This is a genomic window from Microbacterium sp. SORGH_AS_0862, from assembly GCF_030818795.1.
Lineage (GTDB): Bacteria > Actinomycetota > Actinomycetes > Actinomycetales > Microbacteriaceae > Microbacterium.
Window position 1 is genome coordinate 973968 of the sequence record NZ_JAUTAY010000001.1, and the last position, 12213, is coordinate 986180.

Genomic DNA, 12213 nt, shown 5'->3' on the forward strand with positions numbered 1-12213 from the left:
CGCCCGCGTCATCGGCACGGCCGTTCCGTTCGACGACGGGGTGTGCGCGGCGGTTTCGTCGCCGCCGTCGTCCTTCTCGTCGCGGCCCCTCTCGTCCTTGTCGTGGCGCTGATCGCCGCCGGCAGCGCGGCGATCAGCGCCTTCGATGCCGACGACCGGATCGACATCGGAGTCGACGACGCGCCCCGGCCGCCCGGCATCGCCGAGCCGGGCATCGCGGGCTACGGTTCGGGCCAGCTCGCCAACGCGTGCACGATCCTGGCGGCGGGCCGCGATCTCGGCTTCGACGAGCGCGATCAGACCATCGCGATCATGACGGCGATGGGCGAGTCCTCACTGCGCAACCTCGATTACGGCGACTGGGAGACGAACGGCGTCACCAATCCCGACGGATCGCCGACGACCTCGATCGGCCTGTTCCAGCAGCAGGATTCGTGGGGCACGCGTGAGGAGCGCCTCGATCCGTACACGGCCGCGACGATCTTCTTCCGCGCGATGGCCGAGCGGGTGCCGGACCGGGCCGCACTCGATCCCACGCAGGTCGCGCACGAGACGCAGGTCAACGCGGACCCGCTGCATTACGCGCGGTTCTGGGACCGCGCGGTGCGCGTCGTCGCGGCACTGAACGGAGCACCGCGCGAGGGCGACCGCACCGACGGCATCGCCCTCTGCCCCGCGGTGTGAGGGATCCCGACGAGCTATGCCTGTCGTCGGATGAAACGCATGAGGGCGGCGATGATCCCGATGATGAGGATGACCAGCCCGACCCAGAGCAGGAACTTCACCGCTTCCACGAACACGCCGAGCAGCAGCAGAACGATTCCGATGATGACCAAGAGAACAGCGATTCCGACCATGTCTTCAGTCTGCGTTGCGGCTCGTGCTCACGTGGGGCCCTTGACGAACGCCGCGGCACCGGGCATGGCCGCCCGGATCCGCCGATCGCGGGCGGCAGATCCGGCGCGGAACATGTCGGTTGAGCAAGTCCGTGCAATCGCGTCACGATCCGACGGCTCCCGCATCTCTCAGACATGCACCCCGCGCACACCGAGTTCACCGTTCCGCCCCGTCGCGCATGGCGGCGCTGGATGCCGCGGCGAACGACAGGCTCCACGGCGAGGATCATGCCCGATCGGATCGTGATCCGCGGGCCGCTCGTGCACATCTACCACGGACAGGACACCGCCATCTGGCGGCGAGGGCTCGTGGGCTTCTGCGTCCCGCGTGCGGGCGATGCGGGGATGGGCCGGCGTCTTCGGCACTGCATCCTGGTGTCGGTCCTGGGAACCACGCCCTGCGTCCTGGACTGCCGGGCGTTCACGGACGACGCGTTCGCCGATCTCGTGCGTCACCTGCGCAACTTCGAGTCCATCGGCGATTCTGCCCAGAATGCGTGGGAGCTCCACCCATCGCTCGCCGAGGCCCTAGTCTGAGAAGACCCGAACATGAGAGCTTTCTCACAAAGCCCGAAGACCCGAACACCGATGCCCGAGCTGTCTGACGACGATCTCGTCGAGCGCGTCCGCGCGAACGACTCCCGCGCCTACGGCGAGTTGTGGCTGCGCCATTCCGCCGCCGCCCACGCCGTCGCGCGCGCGTTCACCTCCCTCGACCCCGACGACGTCGTCGCCGAGGCCTTCACCCGCATCCTCGCCGCGATCGGACGCGGTCAGGGCCCCGTGATGGGCTTCCGCCCGTACCTCCTGACCGCCGTGCGCAACGTCGCCGCGGAATGGGGATCCCGCCAGGTCAGAGCGGACGCGATGGATCTGGAGGATGCGGCCACTGCCGCATCGGTGGACGCGGAGCACTCCGCACTGTCCGCCCTCGAGCGCGGCACGACCGCCAATGTGTTCCGCAGCCTGCCCACGAGATGGCAGGAAGCGCTCTGGTACAGCGAGGTCGACGGCCTCAAGCCGCGGCAGTTCGCGCCGCTGATGGGCCTGGCCCCCAATGCCGCCTCCGCCCTCGTGATCCGCGCCCGCCGCGGCTTCCGTGACGCGTGGGTCACCGCGCAGCTGCGCAACCCGAGCGGTCCGGACTGCCACGAGACGCTCCCCCTGCTGGGCACACACACGCGCGGCGCCCTCTCGCGACGCGACGCCCGACGCGTCGACGCCCACCTCGCCACCTGCACCGGATGCGCGCTCGCATGGAGCGAGGCCCGCGATGTCGCGTCGCGACTCGCCCTCGTGCTCATCCCGCTCGTGGTGGGAGTCTCGGCGACGGCGAGCTACGCCGCGTGGGCGCAGTCCGGCGGCGCGCAGGCCGCCGCCGTCGCGATGGCTGCGGGCAGCGGACAGGCCGCTTCGAACACGAGCGGCGGACTGCTCGGCTTCCTCCGCCCGCGCGGCGCAGGACGCAGTTCCTGGCAGGTCACCACCGTCGTCGCCGTCTCCGCGGTCGCCGTCGTGGCCGGCGGCGTGGCGTGGGCTGCGACGGGCGGTCTCGGCGGCTTGCTCGCCGCGCCCGCGCCCGCCGCGATCGCTCCGGTGGACACGGCCGCCGAGTCGTCGACGACGAGTGAGACACCGGTGGTCTCGACTCCCGAGGTCGATGTCACCCCGGATGCCTCCGCCACCCCGACGAGCGCGCCGAGTCCGGAGCCGACGCCGCAGACCACGCGCACCCCGCGCGCGACACTCCCTCGCGTACCCGAGGCGCCCGCAGCGGTTCCTTCGGTCGCCGCCACCCGTCCTTCGCCTTCGGTCACGCCCTCACCGAGCCCGACGCCCGCGGCTTCTCCCTCGCCGACACGCTCGCCCTCGCCATCGTCATCACCGTCGCCGACCCCCACCGTGTCGCCCTCGCCTTCACCGTCGCCGACCCCCACCGCGTCGCCATCACCGACGCCCACCGCGTCACCGTCGCCCACCGCGTCGCCATCGCCCACCGCGTCGCCATCGCCCACCGCGTCACCGTCGCCCACCGCATCGCCGTCGCCCTCGCCCTCGCCGAGCGGGCCCACGGAGCCGACGGAACCGGGATGCCCGTGGCCGTGGGGATGGTTCTGCTTCCCGTTCTGATCCGAAGATCTCGCAAACCGCGTCACGAAACCGCGTGAGACGCATCTCTCCTGTCAGGAAACGCGATCCCCGCGTCACCGCAGACCCGAGAGGCCACGCAGATCGTGAGCGACGTCACCCGTGAACCACCCTGCCCCCTGACCGCCGCCGTCGACGAGGAGGACTGGGAGCGCGTCACCAGGGTGATCGCCGACCACTGGTCGGAGCTCATCCTTCACGACGCCCCGACGCTCCTGGCGGCGTTGGAGCGGCTGCCGCCGTCGACGCTCGCCGCACAGCCCCGCTACGTCGCCGCACGCACGTACCTGCGCCACCTCTCCCACGGCGAGCGAAGCGTCCATCGCTACCGGCATTCGGCGTTCGAACGGCCCGACGCACTGCTGGACGTGCTCGTCGAGCACACGAGTCGCGCGGCCGCCGAGCGCAGTGCCGGCCATGTCAGGGCCGCCCTCGTCCACGTCGAACGCGGCCGCGACGCACTCGAGGCCGCCGCAAGCGAAGCGGTCGAGACGGCACAGTCGGCGCTGCCCCACCTCCACGCGCAGTGGGCGCGTGTGCGCGAGTTCGCCGGTCAGGTCGACCAGGCCGTGACCGAGTACCAGGACGCGTACGACCTCGCCGTCCTGATGGAAGACCCTCTCATCCGCGCATCCGCATCCTCCTCCCTGGCCGGCATCCACGCGCTCGCGGGTCACCGTTCGGCCGCACTCCACTGGCTGCGTATCGCCGAGTCCTGCTTGCTGAGCACCGCGGCCGTGAAGTACGGCGTGCCGGCTCGACTGGCCGAGGCGCTGCACCACGGCGATCAGCTGCGCAACGAGGATGCCGAGCGCGCTCTCAGGGCGATCGATCACGCTGCGCTAGGCGAGCACTGGGCCCACGTGCTGCATGCCAGGGCGAGATTCGCTTCGGCGGCTGACGCGGCAGCGCTGCTCACCGAGATCGACATCGCCGCGGCCTCACGCCCCGGACCACTGAGCGAGACGGGCCTGATCGCCGAGCTCGTGGCCGGCGCGCGCATCGACCTGCTGCTGCGCCTGGGCGCGCTGACGCGAGCGACCGCGGTACTCGAGAAAGCCGAGGAAGCGATCTCTCGCAGCTCGCGCCTCGACGGATTCGACCTCTGGCCCGTGGAACCCGGCTATCTGACGCTCGCGCGAGGGCGCGTGGAGTCCGCCGCCGGTCAGCATCGCCGCGCCGTCGCCACTCTCACTTCCCTCATCGAGGAGGCGAGCTCCCGGCCTCGCCTGCTGGTGGAAGCTCTCATGACCGCGGCCGTCGCGAGTCTGCGCCTGGGCGAGCCGACCAACGCAGGAGAGGCCACGAGGCACGCGCTTCGTCTGGCACGCGAGTACGACCTCGCCGGCAGCATGTCCACCGTGGCTCGCAGCGACTTCGATCTGCTGGTGGAGACGGCGGGGCTGGCCGACGACGCGCTGGTCCGACACATTCGCGCATCAGCCGGCTTCCCCGAGGCTGCATCGGCGCCCTCGCTCACCGCCAGGGAGCGGGCGGTGCTGCGCGAGCTGACCACGGGCGCCACGACGGCCCAGATCGCCGACAGACTCTTCGTGAGCCCCAACACCGTCAAAACACAGCTCAGCAGCGGGTACCGCAAACTCGGTGTCGCCTCTCGTAAGGAGGCGGAGGCTGCCGCCCGGCGACTCGGACTCACCTGAACAGGTGGCACGCGTCAACGCCCCATCAGCTGCGTCAGCAGCCAGACCCCGGCCAGAACGACGGGGGCGGCGACGGAGACCGCCACGAGACCCATGACGCCGATCCACCCCAGGACCACCAGCACCACCGCCATGCCGCCCTCACCGCGAGCGCGAAGCCGTGGCTGCAGGGCGAGGGTGCGGAGGTTCTCGGTGGTCATGGCTCAAGCCTGGCGACCCAGCCCATCTCTCACATCCGTCGGGAGGATGTTTCACGTCCTCCGCGAGGACTATTCACCCGACCCAGCTCACGCCGGCCGCGGCATCGTGCCCCGCCACGGTCGGCGGGTCGGGGCCGGGACAGCCTGGAAGGCCTCCTCGAACCCAGCTCTCGAGCTTCCAGGTCGGCACACGGAAGATCCGGGCGACGATCACGACGGGGTGCCCCGCCTCGACCACCGCGGCGACGGCGAACTGCTGCAGCGACTCGAACGAACGCCCCGCGAGCACGCCGCGGCGGAGGTCGTCGAACGACCGCGGCGTGCGGCTCGGGGCGGGCGGTGCGGAAGGGGGCGTCTGAGCGCGGGGAGCGGGCTGCACGAACGGCGCGGCGCGGCGCGGATACCTCACCGGATGACCCGGCTGCACGGACGGGGCGGGGGCTGCGGCGCGCACGGGCGCCGCCGGCAGGAAGGACGGCGCGCCCGCGTCGCCGAGGTACCGGGCCGGAGGCTCCCAGAGTTCGGGGACCTCGAGCGGCACGTAGCCGGCGGGGGAGGGCTGCGACGCGGGATGCGCGAAGGGCGGGGCGACAACGGCCGACCGCGGCGCCGGCGCGGGCGCAGGCCTCGTCGAGGGCGTGCGCGCGGGCGCCGTCCGCTCGATCGTGGGGCGTTCCGCATCCGTCGGATGCGGTTCCTCGGCGGCGTCGGGGACACGCGCCATCCGCAACGCCACCACGACGAGGGCAGCGATCGCGACGGCGGTGACGACGAGAACGGGGTTGTCGCGTGCCCAGACGATCAGGTCCATGACGCTTCCTCTTCCGCTACGGCACCCGGGCACGAAGGGCCCGGATCGTGCCGCGTTCAGAAGGGGTCGGGGTGGCCCATCAGACGTGACACATGAGGTGTACAGGGGAAGACTACTCCCCGGCGCGGTCCGCGCACGGATCTGATGCGATCGATGTCGAACCGAGATGAGCGGCGGGCCCCGGATGTTCGGGACCGGGACCCACCGCGCAAGAGCCTTCGCGGGGACCTTGCAGCCTCCATCATGACGGCGCCGCCGGGGTGCACGCTCTGCGGATCGTGTGATTTCGCCCGGTGATTCACCCCCTTCGTGGACGCGAAGAACTGCTCAACCGGAAACACCGTGTTCATGAAGGATCCCTAATGTTCGGCGCATGGCACACGCACCGATCAAGGCCGTCATCCCCGCCGCGGGACTCGGCACCCGCTTCCTGCCCGCGACGAAGGCGATGCCGAAGGAGATGCTGCCGGTCGTCGACAAGCCGGCGATCCAGTACGTGGTCGAGGAGGCGGTGGCCGCGGGTAGTGACGACGTGCTGGTCATCGTCGGGCGCAACAAGAACGCCCTCGCCAACCACTTCGACCGCGTCGCGGAGCTCGAGCACACGCTGGAGAGGAAGGGCGACGCCGCCAAGCTGGAAAAGGTCATGCAGGCCAGCCGGCTCGCCGACGTGCACTTCGTGCGCCAGGGAGATCCGCTCGGGCTCGGCCACGCCGTGCTGCGCGCCCGCAAGCACGTGGGCCACGAGACGTTCGCCGTCCTCCTCGGCGACGACCTGATCGACGCCCGCGACGTGCTGCTCGCGCGCATGATCGAGGTGTCCCAGGCCCGATCTGCGACCGTCGTCGCCCTGATGGAGGTCGATCCGTCGCAGATCCACCTCTACGGCTGCGCGGCCGTCGCGCCCACCGCAGAGGACGACGTCGTGACCATCACCGGCCTCGTCGAGAAGCCGTCGGCCGCCGACGCGCCGAGCAACCTCGCCGTCATCGGACGCTACGTGCTCAAGCCCGAGATCTTCGACGTGCTCGAGAAGACCGCACCGGGCAAGGGCGGCGAGATCCAGCTCACCGACGCGCTGGAAGCGCTGGCCGAGGACGAGAGCATCGGCGGACCGGTTCTGGGCGTCGTCTTCCGCGGCCGCCGCTACGACACGGGCGACCGACTCGACTACATCAAGTCCAACGTGCAGCTCGCCCTGGATCGGGACGACCTCGGACCCGACCTGGCCCAGTGGATCAAGGAACTCGCCACCACTCTCTGAGAGCAGCGCCGGCGCTCACAGCGGAGATTCACATCGCCCATCGATGAACGAGAACGGGCAGAGTAGTAGAACACACCCGACACCTCCGGAAGGCACGGCATGAGCGACGCGCGCCCAGACTCCCCCGACGACTCACAGACGGGCTCCAGCCCGTTCGATGAACTGATGCGCCCGTCCTCGGGCGACGAAGGCAGCACGTTCTCGGTCGGATTCCGGGGCTACGACCGCCATGAGGTCGATGCGGCGATCTCCGAGCTCACGAACCGCCTGCAGCGCACCTCGGCCGAGCTCGGCACGGCCGAGGCGCGCCAGCGGGAGACCCTCGATCGACTGCGCGAGGAGCAGCGGACGGAGATCGAACGCCTGGTCGCCGAGACCGAGGAGTCGGTGGGTCGGGTGCGCGAAGAGCAGCGCGAGCAGACGGAACGGCTGGAGGCCGATCTGCAGACGGCGACCGCCCAGATATCCGAAGCCGAAGCGCGCATCGCCGCCCTGACCGCGCAGCTCGTCGAACGGCCCGAGGGCGACGAAGGGTCGGAGACCCCGGTGTCGGATCCCGCCGACCCGTCGACACGCGACCAGTTCGAGGCCGTTCTGCGCGTCGCCGAGGAGCAGGCCGGCCTCATCGTCCAGAACGCCGCAGCGCAGGCGGAACGCCTGCTCGAGGCAGCGCGCGAGGAAGTCGCGACCCAACGCACCCAGGCTCAGGCGGACGTCTCCCGCATCCAGGCGCAGGCGCAGCACGACGCCGACCAGGTGCGCCTGCGGATCGAGACCGAGTACACGGCGCACGAGGCGACCATCCAGCGCGAAGCGGCGCACGCCGCCGAGAAGCTCGCGCAGGCGGAGCGAGAGGCCGAGGCCATCCGTTCGGAGGCGGAGAAGGGCGCTGCCGCGCTGCGAGCGATGGTGACGCGCGAGACCGCGCAGTTGCGCAGCGACACCGAACGCGACGTCCGCGAGATGAATGCACGACTGCTGGAGTTCGAGGAGACCCTGACGCGTCGCCAGGACGACGCGCAACAGGAGTTCCTGGTGCTGCACAACCAGGCCGTCGCGCACGCCGAACGCATCACCTCGGACGCGAACGATCAGGTCGCCGCCTCGCTCGAGCACGCGCAGCGCATCTCGGCGAAGGCGGACGACTACGAGAAGCTCATGCGGGCCCAGGCCGCGCAGATCGAAGCGGACGCGCACGTGCGGGCGCAGGAGAACCTCGACCGCGCGCGCACCAAGGCGCACAAGATCGTGTCCACCGTCATCGACCACTCGACCGCCGTCCTGCGCGATGCGGAGGACCGTACCCGCGCGCTTCGCTGGCAACAGCAGCAGCTCACGAGCTTCATGTCGGAGGTGCGCGAGCTGATCCGCCCCGAAGGCGTGCTCAGCGCGACGGCTGGCGCGGACGAGGCGGCCTCCGACTCGGCACACGGCGACGGCCCTCAGGAGGATGAAGATCAACACGACTGAGCGGAAATGCTCAGATCAATGAATCGCCTGTGTCCCATGTGATTGAATTCACCTGAGCGGTCGCTCCCCGCGAAGGCCCGATCGCTCGCACCCGAGCTGGGGCCTTGGCCAAATGCTCATACCCCCTCCCCGGCATCGCCGAGGAGGGGGTTCTGCGTTTCCCGGATCAGCGCGTGAGCATCGCGGCGGCGACAAGGGCGACGACGCCGGCGGCGAGCAGGGCGACACCGACATAGAGGGACCAATGCGGGCGCTGCGAGAGCTTGCGGTGCAAGCGGCGACGGCGGCGCGCACGTGCTTTCGCCTCGCGGTCGCGCACGGTCGTCTCACGTGGTCCGGTGCTCGAGCGATATTCTGAGCGCGAGTACGGTGCCTGCATGCGTCCTCCCAAGGACTGAACGGTTGGAGCTGGACGACCGTCGAGATGCCGGAGCATCAGAGTCGGGAGCCCCCTCATCCGCCGGCCTTCCCTGAAGATACCCACGCATGTTTTCCCGCAGGTTGCGGCTGAGTATTTTTCCGTCGCCCGATCACGACCCTTCCCCGGCGGCGGGCAGAATGCGACAAAGGAGAAAGGCCGCGATGGGCGCATCGGCAGGCGGAGGCATCTCCGTCGACGACGGACTGCTCGACCACCTCGACACCGGGATCGCGATCTTCGACCCCGAGGGCCGTCTGCGCGCCGCCAACGCCCCTGCGTACCGGTACGCACGACTGCAGGGGGTGGACCTGGACGACCTCGATCTGGCGCGATCCCTGCGCGAGAGCCCGCCCGGATTCGACATCGACGATGCACCCTTGCGGGTGGAACAATCGGTCATCCTCGCCGCCACCGAGGGCCGCGAGGCGCAGCGCACCGTGTGGGCCGGACCCGTCGACCGCCGGCGAGCGCTGCGCAAGTCGTCTCATCGGTTCACGTCGGCGTCGACGGGGCTCGAGGGGACCGTCCTCATCACACGGGACGTGTCGCGACGCGCCCACCACGACCGGTTCCCGCATGACTTCCTCGCCTCGACCTCCCACGAACTGCGAAACCCGCTGACCCCGATCGTCGGACACCTGGAACTACTCACCGAAGACATCGAGCGGGGCGTCCCGAACGCAGCGGTGCGGCTCGAGATCCTGCGTCGCAACGTCGACCGGATCGTCCATCGACTCGACGAGCTCCTGCTGCTCGAACACCTCGCTCCGCGGCTCGTCGTCACCCGGTGCGATGCCGCTCGCATCGTCGAGGAGGCGGTCGCGGCACGCGCATCGGATGCGGCTGAGCACGAGATCCGCATCCTCGTCGACGTCGCCCCGGCTCAGGTCAGCGCGGACGCGGACCGCCTGCGGATGGCCGTCGAGGCCCTCATCGGCAACGCCGTCCGGTTCGGTCCCCGCGGCTCCACCGTCACCGTGGCGCTCACCTCAGACGCCCTCGCGGGACGGATCGACATCACGGTCATCGACGAGGGTCCCGGCTTCCGCCCGTCCGAGCTCGCGAGGGTCTTCGAACCCTTTCACCGCGGCCGCGAAGCGCGGGCCAACGCGGTACCCGGTCTCGGACTCGGACTCGCCGTCTCACGTGCGATCGCGCACGCCCACGGCGGCGCGATCGACATCGTCAGCGAGCCGGGATCGGGAGCGGTCGTGACCCTCACCCTGCCCGTCGACCACCGGTGAGGGCATTCTCACGGCCCCGCCCTTCCGCCCCGACGATCACGCGTGGTTTACTCCTTCCGAGCGCCCGCTCCCCGCGAAGGCCCGAGCGCTCGCACTCCGTAACGGCCCCTCGCCATCGCCGGCGAGGGGCCGTTCCTCCGCCGGGGCGACACGAGACGCATCCGAACTTCATACGTTTCACATAATCGAAACACAGACAGCCTCGTCCGAACGGTTGGTCCCCCTAGCGTGAGCGGAGTGAATCGCCCGGTTCACTCCATCCCCCGGAGCACGACGATGTCTGCGCGCCTGACTGCACCCTCGCACCGACCTAGGTACGCACTAGGGTGGGGCCGTGCCGAACCCGACCGACGGATCGCGCGGCAGGCTTCTCGATGCCGCCGAGGCGCTGCTCGGGGAGGACGCCGACCGGTCACTGTCGGTGCGCGCGGTGTGTTCCCGCGCCGGAGTGCAACTGCCCACGCTCTCCCACTTCTTCGAAAGCAAGCAGGGACTGATCGATGCGCTCGTCGAGCGCGGTTTCGACCGCTTCGCGCGTCTGCTCGACGAGATCCCGTCACCGTCGGGGACAGGGGCGCCGGCCGCGATCTGGGATGCGCACCTCGCCTTCGCCGTCGAGCATCCGGCGCTTTTCACCCTGATGACCGGCCACGTCCGTCCCGGCTCTCCGCGCGACGGAGACGACATCGCAGGCGCGGCCACCTTGCGCCTCCTGCGCGAGGAGGCGAGACACCGACTCCCGGCACCGGAGGTGAGACACCGACTCCCGGCACCGGAGGTGAGCCTTCCACCCCCGGCACGGGCACCGAGCAGCCCATCGCCGCAGCACCGGGTGCGGCTCCGGCGGACCGCAGTGACCTCGCCCTCACCGGTGGGGAGATCGCGAGCTGGGCGCTCCTGGCCGGCGGCGGCCTGCTGCTGTTCGGCGTCGCTCTGCTGATCGCCCGCAGACGCGCGGGGGCCCGCACCGACTCGTGGCGTCAGCGAAGAGGGGCGTCGCCGATCCGGCGGCGCCCCTCTTCGCGCTCTCCCGGCTGGTTCACGCCTGCGCGATGACGACGGCCAGCACCATGTCGGACTCGACCGTCGTGGCGGCGATCTCGAGGTCGGGGACGTAGGTCTCGCGGAGCCGGTCCGAGCTCTGTGCGAACCGCTGTCGGAGTTCGTCCGCCGCCACATCCGGCGTTGCGACAGCGCACACCATGGCCACTCGACCAGGCCCGATGAGTCCCACCTCTGCCTCGTCCGCGAGCATCCGCGTGCAGGCGGCGACCAACGCGGTGTTGACCTCGTCGATGTACTCCTGACCGAACGATTCGCGGATCAGCTCCAACTCGTCGACGGTCGCCACGCGCCAGGAGACGGCGCCGTGCTGGGAGAGGATCGCCCTGGCCCGTGCCGCCAGACGGTCTCGCGTGTCCACCTGCTGCACCCGGCGGCTGGCTCGTTCGTCCCGGGCGGCGGCGAGCACCCCGAAGGCCAGCAGGATCACCGCGAGCACCCCCGCGATCGTGGTGGGCCCCGTGGCGAAGTACTGCGCATAGACCCCGCCGTACAGACCGTCGATCGCCAGGAAGACCGCTCTGCCGACGGAGTAGAGCGCGTAGCCGACCATCGTCGCCGCGATCGCCAATGTGCCGCTCGTGGCACGTGCGCGCCCGACGCGCGCCTCGACCGCGGTCAGCGTGCAGCCCACGATCAGCAACAGGATCTTGATCCCCGATGAGACCGTCTCCGCCAGCAGGATGCTGCACACGAACATCGCGAGGCCGCCCGCGATCACGACCCAGAGGCGCCACGGCCGCCTGTCGTTGAGCGCGCCGACGGCGACCCACAGCAGAGCCGGCGCCAGCACCATCGCGGCGTCGCCTGCCGCGAGAGTCCACGCCTCGTGCTCGAACGAGAAATAGATGACGTAGAGCAGGCTGGAGAAGACCGCGAACACGGCCGAGGCGGTGGCGATCCCGAGGAAGGATCCCGAACGATACGAGGGGCCTCTCACCCAGAGGAAGGCAGCGAGGACGACGAACGTCGCCACGATGCTGACACCCACCAGCGGCAGACCGGTCATCGCGTTCATGGCCGTCCCTTCCGCCGC

Annotated in this window: 13 protein-coding genes; 8 read left to right on the forward strand and 5 right to left on the reverse strand. The window is 70.3% G+C overall.

The genetic code is table 11. From position 1 onward, the window contains the following. The first annotated feature begins 42 nt into the window (after positions 1-42). Positions 43-684: a peptidase M23 gene (locus QE377_RS04470; RefSeq protein WP_307319986.1), complete on the forward strand. Its 642-nt coding sequence runs from the start codon at positions 43-45 to the stop codon at positions 682-684. A 14-nt stretch (positions 685-698) separates the two neighbouring features. On the opposite strand, the gene QE377_RS04475 is transcribed toward QE377_RS04470, so the two are convergent. Next, positions 699-857 carry a hypothetical protein gene (locus QE377_RS04475; RefSeq protein ID WP_307319988.1) on the reverse strand — a complete coding sequence of 53 codons (159 nt, stop codon included), beginning with the start codon at positions 855-857 and terminating at the stop codon, positions 699-701. Between the two features lie 267 nt (positions 858-1124). Here QE377_RS04475 and QE377_RS04480 point away from each other — a divergent pair, with 267 nt between their 5' ends. The 3 genes from QE377_RS04480 to QE377_RS04490 all read left to right on the forward strand — a co-directional run bounded on the left by QE377_RS04480 (position 1125) and on the right by QE377_RS04490 (position 4705). Further along, positions 1125-1433: a hypothetical protein gene (locus QE377_RS04480; protein WP_307319990.1), complete on the forward strand. Its 309-nt coding sequence runs from the start codon at positions 1125-1127 to the stop codon at positions 1431-1433. Between the two features lie 51 nt (positions 1434-1484). Next, positions 1485-3026 carry a sigma-70 family RNA polymerase sigma factor gene (locus tag QE377_RS04485; protein ID WP_307319992.1) on the forward strand — a complete coding sequence of 514 codons (1542 nt, stop codon included), beginning with the start codon at positions 1485-1487 and terminating at the stop codon, positions 3024-3026. Between the two features lie 104 nt (positions 3027-3130). Further along, positions 3131-4705 carry a LuxR C-terminal-related transcriptional regulator gene (locus tag QE377_RS04490; protein WP_307319994.1) on the forward strand — a complete coding sequence of 525 codons (1575 nt, stop codon included), beginning with the start codon at positions 3131-3133 and terminating at the stop codon, positions 4703-4705. Positions 4706-4719: 14 nt separating this feature from the next. Here the strand turns inward: QE377_RS04490 and QE377_RS04495 are convergent, their stop codons facing one another. Both QE377_RS04495 and QE377_RS04500 read right to left on the reverse strand, forming a co-directional pair. Next, complete coding sequence (locus QE377_RS04495) at positions 4720-4905, reverse strand: hypothetical protein (RefSeq protein ID WP_307319996.1); 186 nt, start codon at positions 4903-4905, stop codon at positions 4720-4722. 73 nt (positions 4906-4978) lie between these two features. Further along, the gene (locus QE377_RS04500; RefSeq protein WP_307319998.1) at positions 4979-5716 is read right to left on the reverse strand and encodes a hypothetical protein; all 738 of its coding nucleotides are present in this window, start codon (positions 5714-5716) and stop codon (positions 4979-4981) included. A 373-nt stretch (positions 5717-6089) separates the two neighbouring features. On the opposite strand from QE377_RS04500, the gene galU reads away from it, so the two are divergent. Further along, positions 6090-6980, forward strand: a complete 891-nt coding sequence (gene galU, locus QE377_RS04505; RefSeq protein ID WP_307320000.1) for a UTP--glucose-1-phosphate uridylyltransferase GalU — start codon at positions 6090-6092, stop codon at positions 6978-6980. Positions 6981-7145: 165 nt separating this feature from the next. Further along, positions 7146-8450, forward strand: a complete 1305-nt coding sequence (locus tag QE377_RS04510) for a cell division initiation protein (RefSeq protein WP_307320002.1) — start codon at positions 7146-7148, stop codon at positions 8448-8450. Between the two features lie 166 nt (positions 8451-8616). Here the strand turns inward: QE377_RS04510 and QE377_RS04515 are convergent, their stop codons facing one another. Continuing rightward, positions 8617-8829, reverse strand: coding sequence for a hypothetical protein (locus tag QE377_RS04515; RefSeq protein WP_307320004.1), 213 nt, complete (start codon positions 8827-8829; stop codon positions 8617-8619). A 203-nt stretch (positions 8830-9032) separates the two neighbouring features. On the opposite strand from QE377_RS04515, the gene QE377_RS04520 reads away from it, so the two are divergent. Both QE377_RS04520 and QE377_RS04525 read left to right on the forward strand, forming a co-directional pair. Further along, positions 9033-10115: a cell wall metabolism sensor histidine kinase WalK gene (locus QE377_RS04520; protein ID WP_307320006.1), complete on the forward strand. Its 1083-nt coding sequence runs from the start codon at positions 9033-9035 to the stop codon at positions 10113-10115. Positions 10116-10449: 334 nt separating this feature from the next. After that, entirely contained in the window at positions 10450-11055 is a 606-nt protein-coding gene (locus QE377_RS04525; RefSeq protein WP_307320008.1) for a TetR/AcrR family transcriptional regulator, read from the forward strand. Between the two features lie 99 nt (positions 11056-11154). Here the strand turns inward: QE377_RS04525 and QE377_RS04530 are convergent, their stop codons facing one another. Further along, the gene (locus QE377_RS04530; RefSeq protein ID WP_307320010.1) at positions 11155-12195 is read right to left on the reverse strand and encodes a hypothetical protein; all 1041 of its coding nucleotides are present in this window, start codon (positions 12193-12195) and stop codon (positions 11155-11157) included. Positions 12196-12213: the final 18 nt, after the last annotated feature.

Excerpts from the sequence above, each read along its gene's own strand:
- QE377_RS04475 (WP_307319988.1), bottom strand. The coding sequence starts at position 857 with ATGGTCGGAATCGCTGTTCTCTTGGTCATCATCGGAATCGTTCTGCTG.
- QE377_RS04495 (WP_307319996.1), bottom strand. The coding sequence starts at position 4,905 with ATGACCACCGAGAACCTCCGCACCCTCGCCCTGCAGCCACGGCTTCGC.
- QE377_RS04520 (WP_307320006.1), top strand. The coding sequence starts at position 9,033 with ATGGGCGCATCGGCAGGCGGAGGCATCTCCGTCGACGACGGACTGCTC.
- QE377_RS04510 (WP_307320002.1), top strand. The coding sequence starts at position 7,146 with ATGCGCCCGTCCTCGGGCGACGAAGGCAGCACGTTCTCGGTCGGATTC.
- QE377_RS04480 (WP_307319990.1), top strand. The coding sequence starts at position 1,125 with ATGCCCGATCGGATCGTGATCCGCGGGCCGCTCGTGCACATCTACCAC.
- QE377_RS04485 (WP_307319992.1), top strand. The coding sequence starts at position 1,485 with ATGCCCGAGCTGTCTGACGACGATCTCGTCGAGCGCGTCCGCGCGAAC.
- QE377_RS04530 (WP_307320010.1), bottom strand. The coding sequence starts at position 12,195 with ATGAACGCGATGACCGGTCTGCCGCTGGTGGGTGTCAGCATCGTGGCG.
- QE377_RS04500 (WP_307319998.1), bottom strand. The coding sequence starts at position 5,716 with ATGGACCTGATCGTCTGGGCACGCGACAACCCCGTTCTCGTCGTCACC.
- galU (WP_307320000.1), top strand. The coding sequence starts at position 6,090 with ATGGCACACGCACCGATCAAGGCCGTCATCCCCGCCGCGGGACTCGGC.
- QE377_RS04515 (WP_307320004.1), bottom strand. The coding sequence starts at position 8,829 with ATGCAGGCACCGTACTCGCGCTCAGAATATCGCTCGAGCACCGGACCA.